The organism is Cupriavidus sp. DL-D2, from assembly GCF_039710735.1.
Lineage (GTDB): Bacteria > Pseudomonadota > Gammaproteobacteria > Burkholderiales > Burkholderiaceae > Cupriavidus.
In genome coordinates this window covers 1-25639 of sequence record NZ_JBDKXK010000051.1, presented here as the reverse complement: position 1 = coordinate 25639, position 25639 = coordinate 1, and the positions used below count along the sequence as shown (strand labels likewise).

Here is a 25639-nt window from a genome sequence, read left to right as displayed (position 1 = left end):
CAGTGATTCGGAATTTTCAAGGGCTCGATAAGACAGCGGTGGGACGCCGGTGCCACAATGGCAGCCTTTGCGGCATCCCACTGTGGGTTGCCGCACGCCCCAACCTTGTTCCATGCGTCTTCCCAGTCTGATTGCACTCCAGATGCTCGAGTGCGCCGCCCGGCTCGGCAGCTTCACGCGTGCGGCGGCCGAACTGAACGTGACCGAGAGCGCGATTTCCCGGCAGATCCAGGCGCTGGAAGCCCGGCTTGGTGTGCGTTTTTTCGAGCGCGTGCGCCAGCGAGTGGTGCTGACAGCCGATGGCGACCGCTACGTCCGGGAGATCCGCGAGGAACTCAAGGCGATCGAGCGCGCCACCAAGGATCTGGCTTCAAGGGCTGGGGGCATGGACGTGATCGAGCTGGCGGTGGTGCCCACCTTCGCCACGCAATGGCTGATTCCCCGGCTGGCCAGCTTCCGTGCCGAGCATCCGCGCATCGTCGTCAATATCCACGCCCGGCCCGAACCATTCCATTTCGCCGAATCGCTGTTCGATGCCGCGATCTACTTTGGCGACCGGCCCTGGGAGGGGCATCCCCACGCGCGGCTGCTGGACGAGGGGCCCTCGATCCCGGTCTGCAGTCCTTTGTTGCTCGAACAGGCAAGGCTGCGCGAGCGGGACGATCTGCTCCGCCAGCCGCTGCTGCATCTGGCCAGCCGGCCCGATGCCTGGCCTGACTGGTTCAGCGCGGATGACGAGGACATCCGCCGCAAGGCCCGGCTTGGCCCCCGCTATGACCTGTTCACGATGGTGACCGGCGCGGCGATCTGCGGGCTAGGCGTGGCGGTGCTGCCCGGCATGATGGTTCATTCCGAAATGGAAAGTGGGCAGTTGGTGGCGCTGCCATTCCAGGGTGCACGTGAGGCGCAGGATGGCGGTGCGTACTTTGTGTCCTATCGGGAAGGGAAGCCCGGTGATGACAAGGCCCAGTTGTTCGCCGACTGGCTGCTGCGGCAATGTGGTGCGGATGCGAGTTGATGCGGGAAAAGCATCAAGTGTCGTAGAAATGTCGCTTGCGGGGAAGGCGCGGCTGTCTGACACTTGGCGGCGCAATTTCCCTTCAAGATCATGACAGCCACTTTCTCGTCCCCCAGCCAGATCCGCGCGCAGTTCTCGCGTGCCATGTCCGATATGTATCGCGCCGAGGTGCCGCAGTACGGCACGTTGATGGCGCTCGTTGCCGACACCAACGCCGACGTGCTGGCCAGCATCGGCGCCGCTGCAGCCGGCGCGGCCGGCCAGGAATCGCGTATCGAGGTGGAGCGCCACGGCGCAATCCGCGTGGGCACGCCCGAAGAACTCGCCACCATCCGTCGCCTGTTCGGGGTGATGGGCATGTTCCCGGTGGGGTACTACGATCTCTCCGTAGCCGGCGTGCCGGTGCATTCCACGGCGTTCCGTCCGCTCGATACCGCCGGTCTGGCCGAGAATCCGTTCCGCGTGTTCACGTCGCTGCTGCGTCTGGATCTGATCGACGATGTCGCGTTGCGCGATGCCGCCGCTGCGGTGCTGGCCACGCGCTCGATCTTCACGCCGGGATGCCTGGCGATGATCGAGCGTGCCGAAGCACAGGGCGGTTTGAGCGAGGACGATGCCGCGCGCTTCGTGACCGAGGCACTGGAAACGTTCCGCTGGCACGGTAAGTCCACCGTGACGTCCGAGCTTTACTGGAAGCTGCGCAAGACGCATCCGCTGATCGCGGATATCGTCTGCTTTCCCGGCCCGCACATCAATCACCTGACGCCCCGCACGCTCGACATCGACATGGTGCAGGCGCAGATGCCTTCGCGTGGCATCCAGCCCAAGGCTGTGGTCGAAGGTCCGCCTACCCGCCGCTGCCCGATCTTGCTGCGCCAGACGAGTTTTCTTGCGCTGAGCGAACCGGTGACCTTTACCGACGGCGGAGAAGCCGGCACGCACACGGCCCGCTTCGGTGAGATCGAACAACGCGGCGTAGCGCTCACGCCGAAGGGTCGCCAACTGTACGACCAACTGCTGGCCGAAGTCCGCAAGACTATTTCGCCGGCTGGCGACGGTTCGAATGCGGACGCGTACCGCAAGACGCTGTCGCAAGTATTCGAAGCATTCCCCGATACGCACGAAGGGCTGCGCCAGCAAGGGTTGGCCTACTACCGCTACGCCGTGGGCAATGTGGCGGCGGACGGCAGCGATGAGGAAGCGCTGATCGCCTCCGGCGCACTCGTGGCCGAGCCGATCACGTACGAAGATTTCCTGCCTGTCAGCGCAGCCGGCATCTTCCAGTCGAACCTCGGCGACGAGCGTCGCGACGATCTGCAGGCATCGCCCAACCGCGCAGCATTCGAGCAGGCGCTGGGAGCGAGCGTCAGTGACGAGCTGGCGTTGTATGCGGCAGAGCAGGAAGCGTCGTTGAGGGTGGCGTTGAAGGTGTTGGGCGTGGCTTGATCCTTCCACCTTGTTTTCTCCCCTCTCCCTCCGGGAGAGGGGCGGGGGAGAGGGCCGGCGCTTCAAGTTCTAACAGCGGCTATCGCAGACGAAATGCTTGCCCTCTCCCCCAACCCCTCTCCCGCGTCGCGGGAGAGGGGAGAACACCACCAGCAAGAAAAAAACCAAAGAAAAAGACCCGCCAGGTCTTCACCCGGACGGGTCCATGAAAAGACGAAGGGAAAGTCTTCGTCGTGGAGCTTGTTCTTGCTGGGCGATCAGAACCGGTGACGCACGCCGACAATCCCGCCGAACTGGTTCTGGCCCGTACCAACCTGCGCACTGGTCGCAGTCAGCGTGGTAGCACTGCCGTTCAGCGACGGGCCAAAGCCCGACAAGCCCATCGACGAGCCATTGCGATTCTGCGCGTACGCCGCAATCGCGTACAGGTCGGTGCGCTTGGACAGTGCGTATGTGCTCGACAGCACGAAGCTGTACGGATCGCCGCTGCTGTTGCGTACATCGGTGTAGTACGCGGCGCCGGTCACGGAGATGGCCGGGGTCACCTGGTACGTGGCGCCTACCCAGTACAGGTTTGTGCGCAGCGAACTGCTGGCGAAGTCGCCGTAGTACCAGCGATAGCCGGCAAACGCGCGACCACGTCCGAAGTTGTAGCTCGCACCCACGCTGGCGCGACGTTCGCGATTGTCATCGGTGGCCATGGTGCTGCCGCGCACTTCGTCATACACCACGCGGGCCGACACCGGACCCGAATCGTAGCCACCTGCCGCCGACCAGTTGCGGCCAGCCTTGTAGTCGCCCGGCACTTCGCCGCCAGCGCTGCTGTCGTAGCCCGTGCTGTAGAGCAGGCCGTAGTAGAACGCACCCGTCTGGCCCGTGAATTTCAGCGAGTTGTCGGCGCGGCCGGACATCCACTTGTCGTGCATCAGCACCGAGTACCGCGTGGCGATGGCCATCGGGTCATAGGCCAGCGAGAAGTCATACAGCACGGTCTGATGGCGACCCAGCGACACGGTGCCGTACTGGTTCTGCAGGCCGACGAATGCCTGGCGCCCGAACAGGCGGCCACCCTGGTTCAGGCTGCCAGTATCGAGATCGAAACCGCTTTCCAGCGTGAAGACCGCCTTCAGGCCACGGCCAAGATCTTCAGAGCCGCGCAGGCCCCAGCGCGAGGTCGACATATTGCCGGCCGACATCCGGACCAGGTTGTTGCTGCCACCCGTGGCGCTGTTCGGAGCGTGAGTCAGGAACTCCACGCCGGCATCTACCACGCCGTAGAGCGTGATGTTCGATTGCGCCTGCGCCACGGCAGGCAGGGCAGGCAATACGGCCAGGGCGGCCAGGCAGGCAATACGGGTCTTCATGCTTCGTTATCCTTTTCTAGAGACACGCGCACGCGCGTCCCCATTCGGCTCAGGCGCGGTGCGGCGACTGAAATGTAACGATTGGTGTCGAAGCAAAGAAGAGCGGATCGTCTGACAGATTGTTTTGGGGTGTGGACAATAAAAAGCTCCGGCCAACTGCACGTTGACCGGAGTCTCGTTTTATCCGGCGATTCAGTCGCCGGCGGTCGGCACGACTGCTACTTCTTCAACAGCGGACACTGCGACTTCGCCACCGGCATGAACGCCTGGTCCCCGGACACTGTGGCCAGCAACTTGTAGTAATCCCACGGATACTTCGATTCCTCGGGCTTCTTGACCTCGAAGAGGTACATGTCGTGGATCATGCGGCCGTCCTCGCGGATGCGGCCGTTCTTTGCGAAGAAGTCGTTGATCGGCAGCGACTTCATCTGCTTCATGACAGACGCGGTTTCGTCGCCACCCGCCGCTTGCACGGACTTCAGGTAGTGCGTGACTGACGAATAGACGCCGGCCTGACTCATGTTCGGCATCTTCTTGACGCGGTCGAAGTACTTGCGCGACCACGTGCGCGTGGCGTCGTTCATGTCCCAGTAGAACGCTTCGGTCAGCACCAGCCCCTGGGCGGTCTTGAGGCCGATGGCGTGGATGTCGTTGATATAGAGCAGCAGTCCGGCCATTTTCTGCGTGCCGCTGCGGGTCAATCCGAATTCGGATGCGGCCTTGATGGCGTTGACGGTGTCGCCACCAGCGTTGGCCAGCCCCACGACCTGCGCCTTGCTGGCTTGTGCCTGGAGCAGATACGACGCGAAGTCGCTGGTGTTCAGCGGATGACGCGCGGCGCCGAGCACCTGTCCGCCGGACTCATTGACGACGCTCGTCGCCGATGCCTGGAGCGTGTGGCCGAACGCGTAGTCGGCGGTCAGGAAAAACCAGGTCTTGCCCCCGCGCTGTACCATCGCGCGCGCCGTGGTGTTGGCCAGTGCGTAGGTGTCGTAGGCGTAGTGGACGGAGACCGGTGTGCAGAGGTCGTTGGTGATCCGCTCGGTGCCAGGGCCAGAGAACACCACGATCTTGTTCTTCTGCTTGGCTACGTCGAGCACGGCAAGCGCCGGGGCGGAGGCGGCCACGTCGAGAATCGCGTCGACCTTGTCGGTGTCGAACCATTCGCGTGCCTTGTTGGCGGCGATGTCGGCCTTGTTCTGATGGTCGACGACCACCAGCTCCACCTTCTTGCCCAGCACCTTGCCCCCGAAGTCGTCGATTGCCATCTGCGCCGCGGTGGCGCTGCCGCGTCCGGTGACATCGGCATAGAGGCCGCTCATGTCGAGCAGCAGGCCGATCTTGACGACGTCATCGGAGACGGCGGCATGAGAGGCGAGCGATGTCGCGGCGAGTGCGGCGGCAATGATGGTCTTGATGGGTTGCATGGGTCTCCTCCTGGAATGTTTTTTGGTTTTCTCCCCTCTCCCGCGAGCGGGAGAGGGGCGGGGGAGAGGGCAAGCCTTTCCTCTCCGAGATGCGGATTAGAACTTGAAGCACTGGCCCTCTCCCCCAACCCCTCTCCCATGTTGTGGGAGAGGGGAGCAAAGCAACGACGGGCAGCAAAATCAAACCGTCGCCACCGGCGTAACCGGCGACCCCACAGCCCCGGGCAGCCGGAGCGGCGGCGCAGTCAGCATGAAACGTGTGCGATGGTTCGCGCGCAGCCAGTCGGCCAGTTCGCGGAGGTGCCAGAGTTCGCCCAGTGGTAGTCCGAGCTTGAACAGGCAGTGATGATGCAAGGGCAGCAGCGGATGCGCCTTTGCATCGTCGGGCGGCGGCAGCGCAGGATAGCGCTCCACGGCGTAGTTATCGGCGATCAGTGCAGCGATGCCGGAATCGGTGATCCAGTTCAGCAGCCGGTCGTCGCGGCCATTCAGCGCGCAGCAACTGTGGTGAAGCACTTCCTCGTCGGGATTGCGCTGCATCGACAGCACCACCTCGGCAAAGCCGGTGCGCAGCAGAAGCATGTCCCCGCGCTCCACTTCCACACGATGGGTTTCCATGGCGCGCATGAGGTCGTCGTAGCCGACGTTGCGGAATTCGGTGCCGAAGACATCGGCCAGGTCTACCAGCACGCCCCGGCCCTGCATACCCTTGACGGCGAAGTTCTCGATGCCGAGCGCGTCGGCGTGACTGGCGTGGCCGTGGCCGCAGTCGTGCGCTTCGAAGTGGTCGTCCTCGGCATAGTCCGCTGGCCCCACGATGTCGTCGTTGGCGCGGAAACCGTTGTAGTAGACCCGCTCGGGCCGGCCATCGCCATCGGCATCGAACAGGGCGCCCACGTGCGCGAGCGAATCCCACTGCGTCGAGTACTGCAGGCAGAGCAGCACCTGGTCATCGCTGATGACGTCGGTGGCGGCCGGATTGACCTTGGCCAGCGGGAAGTTCAGATAGGGGATATCGTCGCGAAAGGTGGGGCGTAGCTGTGGCGGATGGCGGCGGGGGTTGAGCTTGTTGCCGCCTGGGTAGTCGAGCGGCATCGACAGGCAGAAGCTGATGCCCGCCTGGATCTCGCGCGCACCCTTGACCACCTGTTCGGGGCCGATCAGGTTGACGCGGCCTAGCTGGTCGTCGGGACCAAAATCGCCCCAGTTGGAACCTTCCGGACGTTGCTTCCAGCGCATGCTTCAGGTCTCCTCGGATGTTTTACTTGTTGTGTCGCCAGCGAGTGGCGCCGAGGCCGTTTATAGGCGATTGCGCAGCGGCGGTCATTCTGCGCCGCACCAGAGTTTTGCCTGGCAATACGAAAGGGTGCTCCTGATCGGCGTGTGGAACTTACTCGCCCAGAAACTCGGCCAGGACTTCGAGTCCTTCCACGTGATCGGCCACGACCTTGGCGATGACCGCCAGCGGAATGGCCAGCAGCATGCCCCAGGTGCCCCATAGCCACGTGAACAGCAGTAGCGAGACGAACACGGCCACGGCATTCATGCGCGCCATGCGCCCGGTCATCCAGGTGGTCATGCCGTTGCCGATCAGCGTGGCGATCAGCAGCGAGCCGCCCGCTGTAGCGCCCACCATCGGCAGGGTGCCGAACTGCATGAAGGCGGCCACACCGAGGCACACCGAGGTCAGCAGCGAGCCGAAGTAGGGCACGAGGTGCAGTGCGGCGGCCACCAGCGACCACGTGCCGGCGTTCTCGACGCCGAGATACCGCAGCAACAGATAAGTGCAGATGCCGAGCGAGGCATTGGTGACCAGCAGCAAGAGCATGTACCGCTGGATCGACCGGTTGATCTCGTCGAGCATGTGCACGTTGATTTTCTTGCGGCTGATGGTCTTGCCGGACATCTTGATGAACTTGCGCTTGAACATGTCGCCGCCGAGCAGCAGGAACCATGTGAGGAACAGCACCACCACCGCCTGCGCCATGAGCGCGAATACGCCCATCGAGCCGGCCCAGAGCACCGTGTTCAGGCTGTCGCCGGAACTGTCGACGATGATCCGGGCGCCACGTGGCGCCGGCGGCTGGCCGGTGCCGCCCAGCACCGTGGCGGCACGGCGCACCTTCTGCAGCATCGAATCGTCGCCGCTCATCAGTTCCCCGACCGAACGCGACAACTTGCTGGCGATATCGGGCAGGCGATCCACGATGGACGAGACCTGGCCCTGCAGCAGATAGGCGCTGCACAGGATCAGCCCAAGCAGGCCGAGCAGGACCACCGTCGCTCCCACCAGGCGCGGCACGTGCTGCCGCTGTAGCCATGCCACCAGTGGGTCAAGCAGGTAGGCCAGTACGATGGCAAACACCACGGGCACCACGAACGCCCGGGCCACGTGCAGGGCATAGAGCGACGCCAGCGTGGCGAGGACGATCAGCGCCACGCTGGCGCGTTGCATCGAACTCGTCCAGGCAGGCGGTGAGAAGTCGGGCGCGGTGATGGGCGCGGCCGCAGCAGACTCGGGGGCACCCACCTGTTCCTGCGGCGGTGCAGGCATGGCGATCCCCGTCGAGGGCGGCACGGCCGGTACGGCAGGGGAGGCGGAAACGGCCGGTGGGACAGTCGACATGGCTCGGTGTGCAGGCTGGGGGAACCTGCTCTGAGCATAGTGCGTGGACCAGATCCGGGATGTCGGCGCGAAGCGAGGGGCCGTGTAGGACTCCGGCGCGCATCTCCGGCTTATGCCTGGTTATCCCTTCGGGAATGCAAAACGCCGGTCTGGTGAACCGGCGTTCTGGGTGATGCAATGGTCATGACCGCACGCTAGCGAGGTGGATCGTCAGCAATCGGGCGAGAAGCGGTGTCGAGGCGCTGTTTGGGATTGAGCAGGGGGTCGTTCTTGAACATCCAGCGAGCACCAAAGGCGATGGCAACGATACAGGCCAGCACATACGCAACGGTCGCAGTGAGAGTCAGCATGGTTTTCTTTCACAGGAGGGGTTGCGACTGCAAAAGCCGCGAGAACCGGATAAACATCAGCCAACCGTGACTGACGCAACGGATTGTATGTGACCCCGCACGTGATCCCGACCCCATTTCCGCTGAAAGTTTTTGTATGCCGATCTAAATGTCACTAATATCGGCCCAAAGTACGATATCGCCAGCGGATCGGTGGCGATCTTCGTCGCGGTTCGGCTAGTCAGATTGCTCGGAATCAGTCAAAAGTAGCAGCCCATGCTGTACTGCTCCGCCCGGAGTGCGCGGGCCGCATCACGGTAGCGGTCGGCATGCGACCAGTATTCGGAGCGCTCCATGGCGCGTTCCGATGCGCGTGCCTGGAATTCCAGGGCCCGGCACTGATTCCAGAAGGTGGTCTGGGAGCGCATGGCGAGCTCGTCCTCGCGTGCATCCCAGTTTTCTATCTGTTGCGACAATCGCGCCCGCTGCGTCAGGTAGTCTTGTTCATCCTTGCGGACCTTTGGCGACTTGGTCACCGTGGTGACCTTGCCCTTCATCGAACTGGTGACATCCCGATAGCCGGAAGGGCACGCGCCGGAGGTATAGAGCGTCTCGCGATCCCCCTGGCACTTGGTCACGGCGTGCGCGGCGCCATAAGTGGCCAGCGTCAACAGCAACACGGCGAGCAGTCTGGACATGGCGGCACCTTCAGCGGGTCTTGTTCAGATCACTGTAGGCAGCGGCGAGCGCGGGGACCAAGCGGGGAAAGGTTTCCAGATATTTCTGGGGCTTGCCTTGACCCGCTGTTTTTGCTCCCCTCTCCCGCGAAGTGGGAGAGGGGCAGGGGAGAGGGCCGGCAGTTCAAATTGCGATGTGGTCGGCAAGCAGAGTCTCCCGCCCTCTCCCCCAACCCCTCTCCCGCATGGCGGGAGAGGGGAGCAAAAACCAGCGGGTGAGGGGCGCAAACCGCCGGTCAGACGAGGGTCCAGACCCCGTCCACATCCCGCGCAACCCCATCCCCCTCCAGTTTCCTCAAATGCGCCAGCAACGACCGCTGCGCCACCGGGTGCATGCGTTCGGGCACATCGTCGTAGACGCTGGCCAGCAGCGTGGCGATATTGGCCGGCGCCAGCGCGCGCAACGCATTCATGACCTTGGCCTCGCGTTGCTGGCGATGGCGGATCAGCAGGCGGATCGCTTCGTGGGGGCGCGGCATCAGGAAGCCGTGGCCGGGTGCGATCCAGTCGATGTCCTCGTCCAGCAGCATCTGAAGAGACGCCAGATAGTCGCGCATGTCGCCATCGGGCGGATTGATGACAACCGAGGAGCCTTGCATCACGTGATCGCCCGTGAACAACGTCTTTTCTTCTTCGAGCAGGAAGCAGAGGTGGTTCGACGCGTGCCCTGGAGTATGGATCACGCGCAGCGTGGTATCCGGACTCAACACGATGCGGTCGCCGTGATCGGGCATGTGGTCGGGGCGGAACGTCGGGTCCTGGCGATCGGCCACCGTAGTCACGCGGCCCCAGACCGGCGCCGCAGTGGCTTCGCGCAGGCGCACGGAGCCGGGTGAGTGATCCAGGTGCGTGTGCGTGGTCAGGATCAGCTTGACCGGCCCAGGCGCGGCGGCCATCACGGCGGCAAAGTGCTCGGCATCGTCGGGGCCCGGATCGATTACGGCCCACGTGTTGTCCGCGCCGGCCACGAAGTACGTATTGGTGCCGGGGCCGGTCATCACGTTGCCGTTGTTGGCCGTCACACGCCAGACGCGTTCGGACAGCCGCACGGCCAGCCCAGGTTCCAGTGTGTAGCGGCCATGGCCCGCGCCGTCCGGATCGATCCGCGCGATCTCCGCGTAGCTCGGCTCCTCAGGCATGACGGGCCGCTGCCCCTTGGGACCGTGCGCCAGGCGCGGCATGACCAGTGCGATGTTGCGCTGCTGCCGGGCGTAGTCGAAGCACGCCTGCGCCGTGGGAAAGTGCGCGATCGACTGCAGGATGCGGCGCGTGGCATTGACGAGCGTGAGATTGGCGGCCGGATCGGCGGCGTCACTGGGTCGCATCCAGCGATGCTCCACCGCTTCCACGCCATCGTGGATGGCGGTCTGGCCGGCCGGCAGGATTGCCATGAAGAAGCGTGTATCGAATCGCTTGGCCAGCCCCGGGGGCGTGAGCCAGTAAGCGCAATAGGCCAGCTTGTCGACGGCCAGCGTCAGGCCCAGCGTCTCGCAGACATGGGCCACGCCCTTGCCGCCATAGCTGGCCGCTTCGCGCAACTGGCCGCGCACCGCCTCGCCAAGATCGTCGAGCCGGACGATCTGCCCGCTGGCATCGTAGGCAAACAGCAGGTTGGCTTCCTCGAACGCCTCGCGCACCGCGCACAGGTAGTAGTCGAGCCCGTTGCCAGCCACATCGAGCCGCGCACTCGCCGCAGCGTCATCGAGCCCCGTACAGAGCGGATGGAGCGCAGCATCCTGCGGATCGAGCACACCGCCCGGAAACACGTAGGCACCGGCGCTGCGATCATCGTCGCGTTGCGGACGACGCATCAGCAGCACTTCCATGCCTTGTGGCCCGTCACGCAGCACAAGCATGCTGGCAGCGTGGCGCATGGCCTTGGAGGGGGCGGGGGGTGTGGGGGCGGCAGTGGAAGACATGGCGGGGATGAATGCTCTGCGGATTCTTTTTTGATTGAGAGGGGAAGGATACCGCAGAGTTTGAATTACCTGACTCCCGCTGTTATGCGCGCCCCTCTCCCGCGCAGTGGGAGAGGGGTGGGGGAGAGGGCCAGCAGTTCAAAATGCGAGCTTGGCAAGCAGAACCGCCATGCCCTCTCCCCCGACCCCTCTCCCGCGTAGCGGGAGAGGGGAGAAAACCAAACAGGCGAGGGCAAGACGTCTATGCCCCAAACAACACCATCTGCCCACTCAGCAACCTTTCGAAATCATCATCCAGAAACGGCAGGATCGCATCCGCGATGGGCTGCAGTTGCCGCGTAACATAGTGGTCGTAGTCGATGGGCGCGGCGCGGGTTTCCAGTGGTTCGGGACCGGCCAGGGTCATGAGGTAGCTGATCCAGCCGCCGCGCTGGTATTGACGGGGCCGGCCGTGGCGTTCGTTGTATTCGTCGGCGATGCGGGCGGCGCGTACATGGGGCGGGACGTTGCGCTGGTAGTCGCCCAGTTGCCGGCGCAGGCGTTTGCGATAGACGAGTTGGTCATCGAGTTCACCGGCCAGCGTGCGGCGCACGGTGTCGCGCACGTATTCCTGGTACGGCTCGCGATTGAAGATCTTCTCGTAGAGCGTTTGCTGGAACTGCTGCGCCAGTGGCGACCAGTCCGTGCGCACCGTTTCCAGTCCCTTGAAAACCATCTCGGCCTTGCCGTCGGCGCGCATGACCTGGCCGGCGTAGCGCTTCTTGCTGCCGAGGTCGGTGCCGCGAATCGTCGGCATCAGAAAGCGGCGGTAGTGCGTTTCGAATTGCAGTTCGAGTGCGCTCTCCAGCCCATAGGTCTGCCAGAGATGGTCGCGCCACCAGTCGTTCACGTACGCCACCAGGCTGCGGCCAATGCTCGCGGCGTCTTCCTCGGCGCGCGCGCGGCGCAGCCAGACGAACGTGGAGTCCGTGTCGCCATAGATCACCTCGTAGCCGCGGGCCTCGATCAGTTCACGCGTCTGCCGCATGATCTCGTGGCCGCGCATCGTGATCGACGATGCCAGCCGGGGATCGAAGAAGCGGCAGCCGCTCGACCCCAGCACGCCGTAGAACGCGTTCATGATGATCTTGAGCGCTTGCGACAGCGGCTTGTTGCCCTCGCGCTTGGCCGCTTCGCGACCCTGCCACACACGCGCGACGATGGCCGGCAGGCAGTGCTTGGTCCGTGAGAATCGCGCACCCCGGAAACCGGGCACCGAATCGGTGTCGTCAGGGTGTGCCAGCCCCTCGATCAGCCCGACTGGGTCGATCAGAAACGTGCGGATGATCGACGGGTACAGGCTCTTGTAGTCGAGCACAAGCACGGATTCGTAGAGGCCTGGGCGCGAATCCATCACGAAACCGCCGGGGCTGGCCTCGGGCGCCTTGTCACCGAGGTTTGGCGCCACAAAGCCCTGCCGATGCATCAGCGGCATATACAGATGCGTGAAAGCCGCCACCGAGCCGCCATTGCGATCGGCAGGCAGGCCGGTGACCGAGGCGCGCTCCAGCAGGAAGGGCAGCAGTTCCGTGGCGTGGAAAATGCGCGTCACCAGTTCGCAATCGCGCAGGTTGTAGCGGGCCAGCGCAGGCTTGTCCTGCGCGAACATCCGGTCGATCTCGTCCATACGATCGTACGGATTGTCGATGGCCTTGCCTTCGCCCAGCAGCGTGCGCGCCACCGATTCCAGGCTGAACGAGGGGAAGCTCCACGTGGCGGAACGCAGCGCCTCGATGCCGTCGATGATCAGCCGCCCCGGCGCTGCCGCAAAGTAGTGCTGCTGCTGGTTGTGCTCGCGCCATTCCATCTCGGTGCCGCCCCGGCCCAGCCGCAGCGGAATCCGGAACTTGGCGGCATGCTCGCGCAGCACGCGCAGATCGAACTGGACGAGGTTCCAGCCGATGATCGCGTCGGGATCATGCGCGGCCATCCAGTCGTTGAGGCATTCGAGCAATTGCTGGCGTGTGTTGCAATACTCCAGCCCGAAATCGACGGTTTCCCCCGCTGCCTCCGGCGCCGTCCCCAGCATGTAGACCTGCCGCTGGCCGCAGCCCTCGATTGCAATCGAATAGAGGTCGCCAAACGCATTGGTCTCGATATCGAGCGACGCCAGTCGCAGGGGCGGTCGATAACCGACAGCCGGCTTCATCTGTGCCTCGCGCAGCACGCCATCGGCGCCGGCCTCGCCGTCGAACCAGACCGGTGCGGTGATGAAGCGCTCCATCATGTAGCGCTCGGGCGGCCGCACATCGGCCTCGTAGACATCCACGCGGGCATCGCGCAGCGCGCGATCGATCTGGATCAGTTGCCGATGCTGCTGGCAGTAGAGGCCCAATACCGGCCGATGCTGGAAATCCTGCAGCGGCAGCGCGCGCAGCTCGACATCGCGCTCACCGCGCAGCAGCGCTTCGGCAGCGGCACGCTGGGCCACGGGGATAAACGCGGTCGAAGGCTGCGGCGGCAGACGCAGCCGGCGCGGGCCATCGTCGGTGGCGAGCCAGAACTCGACCTCGGTGCCCGCCGGTGTGTCGCGCCAGTGACGGGTCAGGATGAAACCCTGCTGAAGGGGCACGCTGGAAAACCTTGGGGAATTGTTTCTGGCGCGATTCTAGCGCCGGATGCGGGCCGGCGCCGAACTCCTGCAGAAAGGGACCGCTCCCCATGCGTGCTTACGGCTTCGCGGCGGCAATCTTCTTGTAAACCAGCGCGGACAGGGCGACATCGACCAGGCCCACGCCAACCGACTTGTACACCCGAATCCCCTGTGCCCCACCGATGGCCGACGCATCGCCGGTCAGCACATCGCCAATTTCCACGACACGATCCCAATCCACCACGCCGGGCTGGGCCATGACGAGGTCTCCGGCCTCCTTGCGCGCCTGCTCCTTGTGCTCGACGACAATGCGCGCCGCACGTTGCAGCGTGACATCGTCGATCTCCCGCGTTTGCGGCTTGCTCGATCCAATGGCCGCCACCACCGCATCGGGCTTGAGGAGGTTGCCGTCGAAAAGCGGCGTCGCGCTACGCGTGCAGGTGATGACGACATCGGATTCCGGCACCGCCGTGATGGCGTCCGCAGTCTTGAACTCGACCTCTGGATGCGACTTGGCAAACGCAGCCGCCATCGCCGCACCATCGCCCCGGCTCACGATGAATACGCGGCGGAAGACATCGAGTTCGAGCATGGTGGCCAGGTGCGCCCTGGCCTGGACGCCGGTGCCGAAGATCGCCAGCGTGGAGCCCTTCGGCGGCAATTGCGCCTCGATCACGACGCGTGTGGTGGCGGCCGTGCGGAACTCCGTCAACGCATTGCCCTGGATCGTCGCCACGTAGTGACCATCTGCACCATCGAACAACACGACGACGAAATCGAACTGCCCCGCGTTCGTCGAATACACCTTCGCCCCACACATTCCGGCGGGGGCCACGATGCCGCCCATGACGCTGAGCGTCAGGTGATCCAGACTGGTGCGGGTGCGCGGCAAGGTCACCGCCTGCCCACGCGCCGCCGCAACAAACGCGTCGCGCACCACCTGGCTGCTCTCGCGCATCGTCAGAACTTGACGGACCTGCTCATCGGTAATCAGTGTCATGGGCTACTTCCGGTCGAAAAATGGCGCTGCATGCCGCAACGAAAGCGCCGATTGTTTCCGGATTGTGCCGCGCCGTCTAATGACTATTTGTCGGGGAGTATGTCCTGGGGGTATGGGGAAGAACGTTTCCCCGCATCGCAGTTGCCATCCATGACAACACTATTGCGATAAGAAAACTTATCGCAATAGTGTGATGGAAAGACATGGAAACAGAGCGCGGATGGTTTCGCGACTAGGTTTCGCGACTAGCAACCCCGCCACCCCGGCGGCCTTTTCTCCACAAACGCCTCCACCCCCTCCCGGAAATCTTGGCTGCCATAGCAGCGGCGCACCAGATCGTCGGTATCCGCCACGGCCTCGACGGTTTGGCGGCGCAGAGCTTCCTTGACTACCGCTTGCGTCACGGGTGCGAGCTTCGCCAGTCGCTCGCAGAGCGAAGCCAGTTCGGCGTCGAGGTCTTCGGCGGATCGAACGAATTCCAGGAATCCGCAGGCCATCGCTGCGTCGGCATCGAGAATCTGCGCGAGCAGCAGCATGCGGCGCACGGGCTGCAATCCCCATGCCGCGCGCAGCTTGGCGAGGTTCAGCGCGGAGAGCGTGTTGCCGAGCGTGCGGGCAATCGGCACGCCGAAGCGGGCATTGGGGGTGGCGATGCGGAAATCGCAGGCGGTGGCGATGGCCAGGCCGCCGCCCACGCACCAGCCATCGACCACGGCCACGGTAGGCATGGGGAGCGATTCGACGAGGCCGATGCCGGCGTCGATCTGCTTTTCGTAGTCGATGCCGTCGTCGCCGCTCTGGAACGCCTTGAACTGGGCGATGTCGGTGCCGGCCACGAACGCCTCGCCGCCTGCGCCCCGCATCACGACCACGCGGATGCCTGCACCGCCGTCGCCGGCCAGATCGCGGCAATGTTGGCCCAGTTGCTCGTACATCGTCCACGTCATCGCATTGCGCGCGGCGGGGCGGTCGAAGGTCAGCGTGGCCACCTGCCCGGAGACGAACAGGCTCACACGGCCAGTATCCTGATCGCCGCTCATGCGCCGAACGCGCCGGCTGCGGCCAGCGCCTCTTTTTCGTCCTGTGCGATGCCGAGTTCGGTCAGTACCTCGTCGGTGTGCTGGCCCAGCAGCGGCGGATGGCGACGTACCTGTTGCGGCGTGCCGCCCATCTTCACCGCGAAGCCGATATTCGGGACCTTGCCTTCGATCGGATGGTCGATCTCGATGCGCATCTGGCGGTGCTTGCCATGCTCGCTGTCGAAGGCTTGTGGATACGTCAGGATCGGGCCGGCCGGAATCCCTACTTCGAGCAGCGATTCGATCCACTCGTCGCTGGTCTTCTGCGTGAAGGTGCGTTCGAGTTCGGCAATCAACGGCAGCCGGTTAGCCAGCCGCAGCGCCACGGTTGCGAATCGTTCGTCGGCCAGCAGATCGGCGCGATCCAGCGTGTTGCACAGCAGTTGCCAGAGCTTCTGGTTGGTGGCGCCCATCACGAAATAGCCATCGGCGGATTTCATGGCCTGGTAGGGCGCGCTCATGCGGTTGGCCGTACCCAGCGGCTCAGGCTCGCGCCCCGTGCCCCAGTACTCCGAGGTGTCCCAGATCGAGAACGCCATGGCCGAGTCGAACAGCGATGCGTCCACGTACTGGCCCTTGCCGGTTTCCTTGGCGCCGATGTACGCGGCCAGCATGCCGTAGGTGGCAAACAGCGCGCAGCCGATATCCGCCACGGGCACGCCGCATTTCACCGGGGCGTCGCCGGGATAGCCGGTCACGCTCATCACGCCCGACATGGCCTGGGCCATCAGGTCGAAGCCGGGACGCTTGGCCCACGGACCGGACTGGCCGAACCCAGAGATGCTGACATAGACCAGTTTCGGGTTGATTTCGGCCAGCGTCTCGTAGTCGATGCCGAGCCGCTTCATCACGCCGGGACGGTAGTTTTCCACGAGGATGTCGGCGGACTCCGCGAGCTTGTACAGCACCTCGCGGCCGGCCTCGGTCTTGAGGTCGAGCGTGACGCTGCGCTTGTTGCGGTTCATGTTCAGGAAGCCCATGCTGTCCGGCCCCTTCATCTTGAAACCCATGGCGCTGCGCGTCTGGTCGCCGCCATCGGGGGGCTCGATCTTGATCACGTCGGCACCCAGGTCGGCCAGCAGCATGCAGGCATAGGGGCCGGCCATCACCTGGCACACGTCGAGCACGCGCACGCCGGCCAGCGGCAGAGGACGCGCCTGTGCGTCGGAAGTCGAACCCGTGGAGGCGGCGGAGGTATTGAATGGCGTCATCGTTGAATTCCGTGGCAATGCATGTTCTGGGGGAGGGCGCGTCAGACTTCGGCCTTGACGCCGGCCTGCTTGACGACCTTGCCCCATTTGGCGGCTTCCGACGCGATGAACGCGCCGAACTGCTGGCTGGTGCCGCCCGAATCCTCGGCGCCGAAGCTCTTGAGCTTCTCGGCCACGTCGGGCATGGCCAGCGCGCGGTTCACATCCTGGTTCATGCGCTGCACCAGCGCGGGCGACATGCCTTTGGGACCGACCAGCCCGTACCACGACGCCGCATCCAGACCCGGAAACCCGGATTCCGCCAGCGTCGGCACGTTGGGATGACTGGCCGCGCGTTTCAGGCGCGTCTGGGCGATGGCGATGACCTTGCCCTGCGCGATGAATGGCGTGGCCGCAGTCATCGTGTCGAACGCATAGTCGATCTGGCCACCGAGCAGATCGGCAATCAGCGGGCCCGATCCCTTGTACGGCACGTGTACCACGTCGATCTTGGCCTGCATGCGGAACAGTTCCAGCGCCAGGTGCTGGGCAGAGCCGATGCCCGACGAGCCAAACGAGATCTGGCCCGGCTTCTTCTTGCAGAGCGCGACGATATCCTGCACCGAGCGCACCTTCTGCTCGGGCCGGCACGTCAGCATGTTGGGGGTAACCCCAACCATCGAGATCGGGGAGAAATCGTTGACGGGGTCGTACTTGACGTCGAGCAGCGCCGGACCGATGGCGTGGCTGTTCACGTGCGCCATCAGCAGCGTGGTGCCGTCCGGCGGCTGCTTGGCCACGTAGGCGGCGGCAATCGCTCCCGTCGCGCCCGGCTTGTTCTCCACGAGGACGCTGGTGTTCCACATCATGCCGAGCTTCTGGCCGATCACGCGTGCCAGCACATCGGTGCCGCCACCGGGCGCAAAACCCACCACGATGCGGACCGGGCCGTTGATATCGGCGGCGCGGACCAGGCTGGGGAGGGCCAGCGAGGGGAGGGCCAGGCCAGCCGCTGCCCCGAGGATGAACTGTCTGCGCTGCATGAGGTGTCTCCAATATGGGAATCGTTATGGATCCCATCATGGGCGCGGCGGGCAGCGCGGGCTATCGTTATTTGGGGGATTCTGGTTTCGCATTTTGCGCAAGCACCGCCAGCACGCTCAACGCCGCGGAGGAAAGCGCGTCGCGCGGACGGTGGCACAACACGAATTCGCGCGCTGCCCACGGCTCGGCAATCGGCACGCGCACGAAATGGCTACCGCTCGCGATGACGGCGGCGATAGCCTCCGGCATGACGCCTGCGCCCAGGCTCTGCGCCACAAGGGCGGCAATGCTGTCGAAGCCGCCCACGCGCATGCGCATCCGGGGCACACGACCCGCTTCCTCGGCCAGCCGGTCGAGCATGATCGAAATCGCAGAACTCTCGCCCAGCGTGATCAGGTCGCAGTCGAGTACATCGTCGAGCGTCACCTTGCGTCGGCGCGCCAGCGCATGTCCCTTGGCCACCACCAGCACCAGACGATCCGTGCGATACGGTTCGATCGGCAGGTCCACCATGCCAAGGCTGCCCTCATAGATGCCGATGTCGACCGTGCCCCGGCGTAGCGCCTGCTGGACTTCCTGGCTGTTCATCTCCTGCAGGTCCACGCGCACGCCCGGACAAACGGCGGCGCAGCGCTGGATATCGAACGGCATGAACTGGATCACGGCGGACTTGGGCGCCGCCACACGCACCACACCGAGATCGCCGCCCACATAAGACGCGGCATCGTCCTGCATGCGTTGCACGGTATGCGTGATGCCGCGCGCGTGCGCCAACAGCGCACGGCCCGCCTCGGTCAACGCCATGCCATGCGGCAGGCGCTCGAACAAGGCCACGCCAAGCTGGCCTTCCAGTTCGAGCACGCGCCGCGACGCCGCTGCGGCGGCCAGGTGCAAGCGCTCGGCGCCGCGCGTGATGCTGCCGAGTTCGGCCACGGCGATAAATAGCTGGACGGTGGTCAGGTCGAAATGCAGGCGGGCAGGGCGGGGCGGCTGGGTATTCACGGGGGGCGGGCACGTCCTTTGAAAGGTGCTGAGAGTCTACTCCTGCACCTCCCCGCTGAATGTCCGGTACGACCCCAATGCAGGATTTACCGGCTGAGAACGCGACTGACGACGTGCAATCCGTTGCCACGCAAGGATCTGGCGGGGTGGCACGGTCGATGCGTCGCCATGCCCGATGACGACAACCGCTCGAAAGGAGTTTTCAGATGGCCACGCAAAAGCCCACGCTGACGGACTACCACTACGGCGGCCATAGCGCCGTACGCGATGATCGCAACAACCTGCCGGAGGCGCCTGTGAGTGAGGCGTCCGGCGCGGTAAAACCGGCCAGCCATGACAATCTGCCCGATACACCCTATGTGCCGCATGGCGGTAAAGAGCCTGATGGCGTGGAGCGCTACGGCATGTACGGCGTGGCGCCTGGCTCGGCTGCGCCCGAACCGCTGGTCACTGGCACGCGGCCGGTACCGGGTCCGGCATCGCTGGGGCAATACGACAACAACGATATGGACGCCGTGGCGCCACTCAGCGATCTGCAGCGGCGCGAAGTCCTCGACGAACAACTCGCCACCCTCGTCGATCCCGGCGTGGTGACGGCAGACTTTTCGGATGGTGTTTGCACGCTGCACGGAACGGTGCGCGACGCAGCCACGCGCGAGCAGGTCGAACGCGTGGCGCGAGAGAGTCTGGCAAGGTGCGAGATTCGAAGTGAGGTGAAGGTGGGGGTGGTTTGAGTCTAGGGATCTTGCTGGTTTTCTCCCCTCTCCCGCGTGCGGGAGAGGGGAGCACCCCGTAAGCCGGGAGAATACGTCTCACCGCTCCACACTCACCCCGACATCCACGACCCCATAGGTTGTCACCCCGGATTTCCCATCGTCATAGCCTGTCCGGGAAGCGCAGCCGCTGATTGCGCCGAGCAGAAAAAGCGCGGCGAGCGCGCAGGAAAGTGACTTTCTCATCGTGATCCCAGCGATGGCTCAAATCACTCCGACGCCGAAATGACCGGAAAAGTTTCTTCCTCGGCCAGCCTGTGTGCCTGTATCAACGCCGACTGAATTGCAGCCTCCACATTGGCTCGCGCCTCCAGCCCCTCTACTCGCAGCGCATACGAGGGATGCCACGTCGCCACGATCCACGTATCGCCTAGCCGCATCGGGGCGGCCATGGCGTCGGCGAGCCGGATCTTCTGCCGCACCACCGCGCCCAGCGCCGTCGCGCCCAACGTGACAATCACCCGAGGCCGCACGCGCGCCAGTTCCTCGTCGAGCCAGTGCGCGCAGGCTTCTACTTCGCGCTGTCCCGGCGTCTTGTGCATGCGCCGCTTGCCGCGCGCCATCCATTTGAAATGCTTCACGGCATTGGTCAGATAGAGGCTGTCGCGCGACACCCCCGTACCACGCAGCGCCGCGTCCAGCACCTGCCCAGCCAGACCCACGAACGGCTCGCCCGAGAGATCCTCCTGATCGCCGGGTTGCTCGCCCACCACCATGATCGGCGCTGTATCGGGACCACGCCCGGGCACCGCCTGGGTGGCGTGGCGCCAGAGATCGCAACGCCGGCACTGGTCGAGCGAAGTCGGCACCGGGCGGACGGGCAGGGCCTGTGCAGCATCCACTGCCACCTGCTTGCCGCGCATGCTGCCGACCGTCGCCGCCTGCCCCACGCGCTGCGCGCCGTTTCGTGCGTCGGCAATCATGGCGGGAATCAGCACGGCCTCGGGCAGGCCCTTCCAGAAACGAACGGGCATGTGCTGGTGCAAGGCCGCTTCGTTGAGGCGAGCCGGGTTGAAGATGTTCTTGTAGTACGCCATCCAGAGCGGCTCGATCTGGTCCGCGCCGGCGCGGAAGGCGCCCGGATCGGGTGGGGCGGCCGAGTAGCGGACCTCGCGGCCATCCCAGGTTGCCGCACCGTCCGGCGTGCCGATCCACCACGTGGCCTCGCCCATCCGTCGCGCGAAATGTCCTGCCGCGTACGCCAGCACATCGTGGTCGGGCTCGTACCACGCCAGGTATTGAGGCAAGTCATCGCCCGCGCCGACTCGCATGTCCGGCCGCCGCTCCTGAAAACGCACGTAGGCAATCATGTCGTGTTGCGCCCGCCGCACGGCCTTGGCCATGGCGTAGAGCCGCGCGCCATCCTCATCGGCGGCCGATGCCACCGCGCGGTCGCCCTGTGCCCATCGCCACAACACCCGATACAGGAACGCCCAGCGCTGGGCCGCGCGATGCTGTGCGGCGTCGCGGAGCAGGGCGGCGAGTTCCCTGGAAATCCGTACGGCCTGAATCGCGGCGCCTGAGTGGCTGGCAGCAACGGCCGGTGCGGCGCCCATACCCAACGACAGTTGTCCCGGCGTGGAAGTCGAAGCTTCACCACCGGCATCCCACGGCACCGCTTCTGGCGGCAAGCCCTGCGACAGCGCACGCAGCGCCCACTCGCGCCAACTGGCGTAGTCCTTGATGGTGGCGGGCGCGATCTCGCTCATATCAAAGACAGTTGCTGTGGCGCGGGCGCCAAGGCGCGGCGCAATTGCTCGGAGGTGGGCTCGGCCAGCGCGGGCTTGTAGTCCTGCGTGACCACGAACGGCTTCACGGTATCCATCGCGCACCGCAGCCGGATCAGATCCTGATAGCGGATGGCCCGCGTGCGTCGCAACTCCGCCAGGCGCCTGGCGTTCCGCATGCCGATGCCGGGCACGCGGGCGATCAAACGCTGCGGCGCACGGTTCAGATCCACGGGAAAGGATTCGCGATGCGCCAGCGCCCACGCGAGTTTCGGATCGATGTCGAGCGGCAGGTCGCCGCCGGCCTGGAACAGTTCCTCGGCCCGGAAACCGTAACCCCGCAGCAGGAAATCGGCCTGATACAGCCGATGTTCGCGCAGCAACGGCGGCGCCTGCGAGGGCACGGCAGACGGGCTGTCGGGGATCGGACTGAACGCCGAGTAGTAGACCCGCTTGAGCTTGTAGGCGCCGTAGAGCGTCTGGGCGGTCTGCAGGATCGTGCGGTCGTCAGCCTCGTCTGCGCCGACGATCATCTGGGTGCTTTGACCCGCCGGGGCACGCGCCGCAGCGGGTGTTTTCTCGACCTCGGCTTCCTCCTGCGCCAACCGGATCGATCCCATCGCCCGCTTGATCGTATGGACGTCCTTCTCTGGCGCCAGGCGCTGCAGGCCGGCGTCGGTGGGTAGCTCGATATTGACGCTGAGTCGGTCCGCGTATTGCCCGGCTTCACGAATCAGGCGTGGATCGGCGTCGGGAATCGTCTTCAGATGGATGTAGCCCCGGAACTGGTGCTCCTCGCGCAGCGTCCGCGCCACCTGTACCAGTTGCTCCATCGTGTAGTCGGCGCTGCGGATGATGCCCGAACTCAGGAACAGCCCGTCGATATAGTTGCGACGATAGAACTCCAGCGTCAGGTCCACCACCTCGCGCGGCGCGAAGCGGGCACGCGGCACGTTGCTGGATCGACGATTCACGCAGTACTGGCAGTCGTACTGGCAAAAGTTGGTGAGCAGGATTTTCAGCAGCGACACGCAACGGCCATCCGGCGTGAAGCTGTGGCAGATGCCGGCGCCCGTGGTGGCGCCCAGCCCGGCACGGCCTTGCGAATCGCGTTTCGGGGCGCCGCTGCTGGCGCAGGATGCGTCATATTTCGCCGCATCCGCCAGGATTTCGAGTTTCTTGAGCAGTTCCATGACTGAATACTGTATGGATGTACAGTATTCTACGTGACCTGCGTCATAGCGCAATCTCCAGTTTTCCTACTTCACGAAACGGCCATGCTTGCTATTCTGGAAGTGAAGATATCGTTACCAAGACAGTAGAGGAGGGGCATCATGTGCCGCTGGCTGGCCTATTCGGGCCGTTCCGTGCCGCTGGAAGCCGTGCTGTTTCAGCCCGAACATTCGTTGATCGATCAGAGCCTCAATGCGCGGCTTGGACATACCACTACGAATGGCGATGGGTTCGGCGTGGGGTGGTACGGGCGGCATTCGGAGTTGCCATTCCGGTATCGTTGCCTGCACCCCGCATGGAGCGACACGAACCTGCGCGAGACGGCGCGGGCAGTCAGGGCGCCGCTGTTCGTGGCCCATGTGCGGGCCGCCACCGGCACGCCGACGCAGGAAACCAACTGCCATCCGTTCCGGTTCGGCCGATGGCTGTTCGTCCATAACGGCCTGATCCGCGAGTACCCGCAATTGCGCCGCGAGCTGATGCTGGCGGTGGCGCCTCACCTGTTTCGCTGGATTGAAGGATCGACCGATTCCGAAGTCATGTTCTTCCTTGCCCTGACCTTCGGCCTGGAACGTGATCCGCGCGGGGCGCTGGAGCAGATGGCAGGGTTGATCGAGGAAGTGGCGCGGCGCTGCGACGTGCAGCATCCATTGAACATGACTGTCTGCGTCACCGACGGCAAGCAGATCGTTGCCGTGCGTTACTCCAGCGAAGGCGCCTCTCGCTCGTTGTTCCACAGCACGTCATTCCGGCAATTGCGTGCCTTGTATCCTGACGATCCACGCATCATCGCGGCGGGCGACGATGCCTTCCTCGTCCTGTCCGAGCCGCTGATCGATGTTCAGGACGTCTGGGAAGAAATCCCGGAATCCACCATTCTCATGGCGCGCGGCGGCGCCATCGAGCGGCAACGATTCAAGCCACGGGTGCCGGAACTGGCCTGAAGGACGTGAGGGCGCGCAACCGGAATGTCGAGCAGGTCTGCCGTTGCTGCGCCTTGCCGTTTCATTTCTGAAACGTTGACTTTCTGAAGCGGGTGTTTCGATAGGGAATCGGCAACGTTATGCTTTCGGCGCTAACAACCATGACTGAGGCTTCGCGCCATGAGCCAGATAGGCAGCATCACGCAGATTCATTCAACGCCGAGATACACGTCGGTTCCTCCGCAGTCCGAACCAGTGACTGCACAGACTGCAGCGAATGATGCCGATGGTCAGGCGCCTGGTGTGGAAGACACCGAGCGACCGCCTGAAGTGAAGGGAACGGAGGCCGGAGCGAGCGGCGAAAAGAAATCCGCACAGTCGGAAACTGCCGATTCGATCAAGGCTCAGATCGAGCAGATGCAGAAGCAGCTCGCCGAATTGCGGGAACACTTGCAAGCCGTGCAGTCGGAACAGCGCGATGAGCGCGAGAAGGCGGCAATGGTCGCATCCATGGAAACCCAGATGGCGATGCTGCAGTCCTCGATCATGGTTGCGACCATGAAGCTCGCGGAAGCCATGGCGAACGAAGGCAGCGATATTCTGGACCGCACAGGCGGCTACCTTCCGCCCGCCAGGTAACGCCACAAGAAAAAAGTAAAACGTACCGGACGATGCGTAGCGCCTTGCGCGCGTCATGCGTGGCGGCGTCGCAGCCATGGCATCGTCACGGTGCGCAAGCAGAATGAGCAAGTTACCCGATTTCGAAGGTTTGGCGATGTTTGCCAAAGTCGCGGAGGAGGGCTCGTTTGCCGCCGCCGCGAGAGTCATGGATGTGTCGGTGCCGACGGTGTCCCGGGCGATAAGCAGGCTGGAAGACCGCCTCGGCGGCAGGCTTCTTAACAGGACCTCACGCCAGCTATCGCTGACCGAATTCGGCCATCAGATGGCCACCAAGGCCGCGGAAATCTATCGGCAGGCCGAAGTGGTAGAGCATGAAGCCCTGGAACTGTCCGAGAACCCACGCGGACGCGTGCGCATTGCAATTCCGATGTCCTTTGGTCTTCGCTGGGTGGTTCCGATACTCCCCAGGCTGATGGACAAGTATCCGGAGTTGTCTCTGGATCTGCACCTGTCCGACGCAACGGTGGATATTGTGGCGGAGGGTTTCGATGCGGCGTTGCGCATCGCTTCGCTGCCAGATTCCTCGCTGGTCGCCCGCAAGATCTGCTCGGTGACGCAATATCTCGTGGCGTCGCCAGCTTATCTTGAAACGCATGGACGCCCATCCCATCCCCGCGAATTGGCCGTGCGAAAGTGCCTCAGCTATGCGTATCGGGCACGCACCCAGGTCTGGCAGTTCACGCACGACAGTGGATATCAAGAGGAGGTGGTGCCATCCGGCCCGCTTCGCGTCACAAACTCCGAAGCGATGGTTCCCATTTTGCTGGAGGGCATTGCCATTGCAGAGTTGCCCGAGTTCATCGCTGGAGAGTACCTGGCGAATGGACGCCTGGAAAGGATTCTTCCGGAGTGGAACATGACGCGGGGCGGACTTTATTTTGTCACCCCATCTGCGCGGAGCAAGCCGGCAAAGATTCGTGCAGTGTCAGACTTCTTTGCCGAGCATCTGTCCGAACCGGCGTGGCGATGGCCACAGTAAGAATTCAGTCGATGGAAAAATGCCGGGATGAGCGACTGGTCCTCACTCTCCCGGCGCGTCTTGCAGACTTCCCTTGCTTCACTTCGTCGCGACTACGTTGTTAGCGTGCTGCTCGGCGAGGCGCGCTTCGGCGGCTTGCAGGTCAGCGGGGTAGTTGCCTTCGCGATGCGGATCGTAGCCGAGCTTTTCAAGCGCGGACAGTTCGCTTTGCACCTGTGCCCGGGTCAGTCCCTGACTGCTGTCCGTGGTGTGCGCGTGGCAAACAGAAAGACCGGCGACGACAAGGCCAAGGGTAGCGACAACGTTGCGCAGGGTGTGGTTCGTCTTCATGATTGATTCCATTTGTGGTTTGAGATCGCAGCACGTCGGTTTCGATGTGCTTGATAGGTAGACGCCGATGCCTGTCGATTTATTCCAGCGATGTAACGGGATTGCGCTTTAAAGGACAGGACCATGCTCGGCACGGGAAGGCAAGCGACCATCGGCAGTTGCCTCGGTCGCTTGCCGGCT

At 64.1% G+C, this 25639-nt stretch carries 22 protein-coding genes; 6 read left to right on the top strand and 16 right to left on the bottom strand.

Features of this window, described 5'->3' with window-relative positions; translation table 11 throughout:
* The first annotated feature begins 112 nt into the window (after positions 1 to 112).
* Positions 113 to 1018 carry a LysR substrate-binding domain-containing protein gene (locus ABDB81_RS22345; protein ID WP_346813621.1) on the top strand — a complete coding sequence of 302 codons (906 nt, stop codon included), beginning with the start codon at positions 113 to 115 and terminating at the stop codon, positions 1016 to 1018.
* 90 nt (positions 1019 to 1108) lie between these two features.
* Positions 1109 to 2464, top strand: a complete 1356-nt coding sequence (locus ABDB81_RS22340) for a VOC family protein (protein WP_346813620.1) — start codon at positions 1109 to 1111, stop codon at positions 2462 to 2464.
* Between the two features lie 257 nt (positions 2465 to 2721).
* Here ABDB81_RS22340 and ABDB81_RS22335 read toward each other — a convergent pair whose 3' ends face one another.
* The 13 genes from ABDB81_RS22335 to ABDB81_RS22275 form a co-directional block, all read right to left on the bottom strand.
* On the bottom strand, positions 2722 to 3828 hold the full coding sequence (locus ABDB81_RS22335) for a porin (protein WP_346813619.1): 1107 nt from the start codon (positions 3826 to 3828) through the stop codon (positions 2722 to 2724).
* Between the two features lie 218 nt (positions 3829 to 4046).
* Positions 4047 to 5255, bottom strand: a complete 1209-nt coding sequence (locus ABDB81_RS22330) for an ABC transporter substrate-binding protein (RefSeq protein ID WP_237380100.1) — start codon at positions 5253 to 5255, stop codon at positions 4047 to 4049.
* Between the two features lie 180 nt (positions 5256 to 5435).
* Complete coding sequence (locus tag ABDB81_RS22325) at positions 5436 to 6494, bottom strand: cyclase family protein (protein WP_346813618.1); 1059 nt, start codon at positions 6492 to 6494, stop codon at positions 5436 to 5438.
* 151 nt (positions 6495 to 6645) lie between these two features.
* A complete protein-coding gene (locus ABDB81_RS22320; protein WP_346813617.1) occupies positions 6646 to 7881 on the bottom strand; it encodes an AI-2E family transporter in 1236 nt (411 codons plus the stop codon).
* A 194-nt stretch (positions 7882 to 8075) separates the two neighbouring features.
* Complete coding sequence (locus ABDB81_RS22315; protein WP_237380098.1) at positions 8076 to 8231, bottom strand: hypothetical protein; 156 nt, start codon at positions 8229 to 8231, stop codon at positions 8076 to 8078.
* A gap of 239 nt (positions 8232 to 8470) precedes the next feature.
* Positions 8471 to 8908 carry a hypothetical protein gene (locus tag ABDB81_RS22310; protein WP_160472440.1) on the bottom strand — a complete coding sequence of 146 codons (438 nt, stop codon included), beginning with the start codon at positions 8906 to 8908 and terminating at the stop codon, positions 8471 to 8473.
* Positions 8909 to 9183: 275 nt separating this feature from the next.
* Positions 9184 to 10866, bottom strand: a complete 1683-nt coding sequence (locus tag ABDB81_RS22305; RefSeq protein ID WP_346813616.1) for an MBL fold metallo-hydrolase — start codon at positions 10864 to 10866, stop codon at positions 9184 to 9186.
* Positions 10867 to 11107: 241 nt separating this feature from the next.
* Positions 11108 to 13477 (bottom strand): DNA polymerase II, encoded by a 2370-nt coding sequence (locus tag ABDB81_RS22300; RefSeq protein ID WP_346813615.1) that lies wholly within the window; start codon positions 13475 to 13477, stop codon positions 11108 to 11110.
* Positions 13478 to 13574: 97 nt separating this feature from the next.
* Positions 13575 to 14498 (bottom strand): ornithine cyclodeaminase family protein, encoded by a 924-nt coding sequence (locus ABDB81_RS22295; protein ID WP_137928615.1) that lies wholly within the window; start codon positions 14496 to 14498, stop codon positions 13575 to 13577.
* A gap of 245 nt (positions 14499 to 14743) precedes the next feature.
* Positions 14744 to 15538: an enoyl-CoA hydratase/isomerase family protein gene (locus ABDB81_RS22290; protein ID WP_346813614.1), complete on the bottom strand. Its 795-nt coding sequence runs from the start codon at positions 15536 to 15538 to the stop codon at positions 14744 to 14746.
* Complete coding sequence (locus ABDB81_RS22285; protein WP_137928611.1) at positions 15535 to 16788, bottom strand: CoA transferase; 1254 nt, start codon at positions 16786 to 16788, stop codon at positions 15535 to 15537. Before ABDB81_RS22285 ends, ABDB81_RS22290 begins: the two co-directional genes overlap by 4 nt.
* Positions 16789 to 16829: 41 nt before the next feature.
* Positions 16830 to 17810 (bottom strand): tripartite tricarboxylate transporter substrate binding protein, encoded by a 981-nt coding sequence (locus tag ABDB81_RS22280; RefSeq protein ID WP_137928610.1) that lies wholly within the window; start codon positions 17808 to 17810, stop codon positions 16830 to 16832.
* Between the two features lie 67 nt (positions 17811 to 17877).
* On the bottom strand, positions 17878 to 18813 hold the full coding sequence (locus ABDB81_RS22275; RefSeq protein ID WP_346813613.1) for a LysR family transcriptional regulator: 936 nt from the start codon (positions 18811 to 18813) through the stop codon (positions 17878 to 17880).
* A 206-nt stretch (positions 18814 to 19019) separates the two neighbouring features.
* Here ABDB81_RS22275 and ABDB81_RS22270 point away from each other — a divergent pair, with 206 nt between their 5' ends.
* Positions 19020 to 19547, top strand: a complete 528-nt coding sequence (locus ABDB81_RS22270) for a BON domain-containing protein (RefSeq protein ID WP_346813612.1) — start codon at positions 19020 to 19022, stop codon at positions 19545 to 19547.
* A 248-nt stretch (positions 19548 to 19795) separates the two neighbouring features.
* Here ABDB81_RS22270 and ABDB81_RS22265 read toward each other — a convergent pair whose 3' ends face one another.
* Both ABDB81_RS22265 and ABDB81_RS22260 read right to left on the bottom strand, forming a co-directional pair.
* Entirely contained in the window at positions 19796 to 21295 is a 1500-nt protein-coding gene (locus tag ABDB81_RS22265; protein WP_346813611.1) for a UdgX family uracil-DNA binding protein, read from the bottom strand.
* A complete protein-coding gene (locus ABDB81_RS22260) occupies positions 21292 to 22506 on the bottom strand; it encodes a putative DNA modification/repair radical SAM protein (protein ID WP_137928574.1) in 1215 nt (404 codons plus the stop codon). Before ABDB81_RS22260 ends, ABDB81_RS22265 begins: the two co-directional genes overlap by 4 nt.
* A 141-nt stretch (positions 22507 to 22647) precedes the next feature.
* On the opposite strand from ABDB81_RS22260, the gene ABDB81_RS22255 reads away from it, so the two are divergent.
* The 3 genes from ABDB81_RS22255 to ABDB81_RS22245 all read left to right on the top strand — a co-directional run bounded on the left by ABDB81_RS22255 (position 22648) and on the right by ABDB81_RS22245 (position 25129).
* Positions 22648 to 23490: a class II glutamine amidotransferase gene (locus tag ABDB81_RS22255; RefSeq protein WP_137928575.1), complete on the top strand. Its 843-nt coding sequence runs from the start codon at positions 22648 to 22650 to the stop codon at positions 23488 to 23490.
* Between the two features lie 159 nt (positions 23491 to 23649).
* Positions 23650 to 24108, top strand: coding sequence for a hypothetical protein (locus ABDB81_RS22250; RefSeq protein ID WP_346813610.1), 459 nt, complete (start codon positions 23650 to 23652; stop codon positions 24106 to 24108).
* A gap of 103 nt (positions 24109 to 24211) precedes the next feature.
* Complete coding sequence (locus tag ABDB81_RS22245) at positions 24212 to 25129, top strand: LysR family transcriptional regulator (RefSeq protein WP_137928577.1); 918 nt, start codon at positions 24212 to 24214, stop codon at positions 25127 to 25129.
* Positions 25130 to 25207: 78 nt separating this feature from the next.
* Here ABDB81_RS22245 and ABDB81_RS22240 read toward each other — a convergent pair whose 3' ends face one another.
* A complete protein-coding gene (locus tag ABDB81_RS22240; RefSeq protein WP_202126672.1) occupies positions 25208 to 25459 on the bottom strand; it encodes a DUF4148 domain-containing protein in 252 nt (83 codons plus the stop codon).
* Between the last annotated feature and the right edge of the window lie 180 nt (positions 25460 to 25639).

Excerpts from the sequence above, each read along its gene's own strand:
- ABDB81_RS22310 (WP_160472440.1), bottom strand. The coding sequence starts at position 8,908 with ATGTCCAGACTGCTCGCCGTGTTGCTGTTGACGCTGGCCACTTATGGC.
- ABDB81_RS22270 (WP_346813612.1), top strand. The coding sequence starts at position 19,020 with ATGGCCACGCAAAAGCCCACGCTGACGGACTACCACTACGGCGGCCAT.
- ABDB81_RS22320 (WP_346813617.1), bottom strand. The coding sequence starts at position 7,881 with ATGTCGACTGTCCCACCGGCCGTTTCCGCCTCCCCTGCCGTACCGGCC.
- ABDB81_RS22240 (WP_202126672.1), bottom strand. The coding sequence starts at position 25,459 with ATGAAGACGAACCACACCCTGCGCAACGTTGTCGCTACCCTTGGCCTT.
- ABDB81_RS22340 (WP_346813620.1), top strand. The coding sequence starts at position 1,109 with ATGACAGCCACTTTCTCGTCCCCCAGCCAGATCCGCGCGCAGTTCTCG.
- ABDB81_RS22255 (WP_137928575.1), top strand. The coding sequence starts at position 22,648 with ATGTGCCGCTGGCTGGCCTATTCGGGCCGTTCCGTGCCGCTGGAAGCC.
- ABDB81_RS22265 (WP_346813611.1), bottom strand. The coding sequence starts at position 21,295 with ATGAGCGAGATCGCGCCCGCCACCATCAAGGACTACGCCAGTTGGCGC.
- ABDB81_RS22290 (WP_346813614.1), bottom strand. The coding sequence starts at position 15,538 with ATGAGCGGCGATCAGGATACTGGCCGTGTGAGCCTGTTCGTCTCCGGG.
- ABDB81_RS22315 (WP_237380098.1), bottom strand. The coding sequence starts at position 8,231 with ATGCTGACTCTCACTGCGACCGTTGCGTATGTGCTGGCCTGTATCGTT.
- ABDB81_RS22330 (WP_237380100.1), bottom strand. The coding sequence starts at position 5,255 with ATGCAACCCATCAAGACCATCATTGCCGCCGCACTCGCCGCGACATCG.
- ABDB81_RS22335 (WP_346813619.1), bottom strand. The coding sequence starts at position 3,828 with ATGAAGACCCGTATTGCCTGCCTGGCCGCCCTGGCCGTATTGCCTGCC.
- ABDB81_RS22260 (WP_137928574.1), bottom strand. The coding sequence starts at position 22,506 with ATGGAACTGCTCAAGAAACTCGAAATCCTGGCGGATGCGGCGAAATAT.
- ABDB81_RS22250 (WP_346813610.1), top strand. The coding sequence starts at position 23,650 with ATGAGCCAGATAGGCAGCATCACGCAGATTCATTCAACGCCGAGATAC.
- ABDB81_RS22285 (WP_137928611.1), bottom strand. The coding sequence starts at position 16,788 with ATGACGCCATTCAATACCTCCGCCGCCTCCACGGGTTCGACTTCCGAC.
- ABDB81_RS22245 (WP_137928577.1), top strand. The coding sequence starts at position 24,212 with ATGAGCAAGTTACCCGATTTCGAAGGTTTGGCGATGTTTGCCAAAGTC.
- ABDB81_RS22325 (WP_346813618.1), bottom strand. The coding sequence starts at position 6,494 with ATGCGCTGGAAGCAACGTCCGGAAGGTTCCAACTGGGGCGATTTTGGT.
- ABDB81_RS22345 (WP_346813621.1), top strand. The coding sequence starts at position 113 with ATGCGTCTTCCCAGTCTGATTGCACTCCAGATGCTCGAGTGCGCCGCC.
- ABDB81_RS22280 (WP_137928610.1), bottom strand. The coding sequence starts at position 17,810 with ATGCAGCGCAGACAGTTCATCCTCGGGGCAGCGGCTGGCCTGGCCCTC.
- ABDB81_RS22305 (WP_346813616.1), bottom strand. The coding sequence starts at position 10,866 with ATGTCTTCCACTGCCGCCCCCACACCCCCCGCCCCCTCCAAGGCCATG.
- ABDB81_RS22295 (WP_137928615.1), bottom strand. The coding sequence starts at position 14,498 with ATGACACTGATTACCGATGAGCAGGTCCGTCAAGTTCTGACGATGCGC.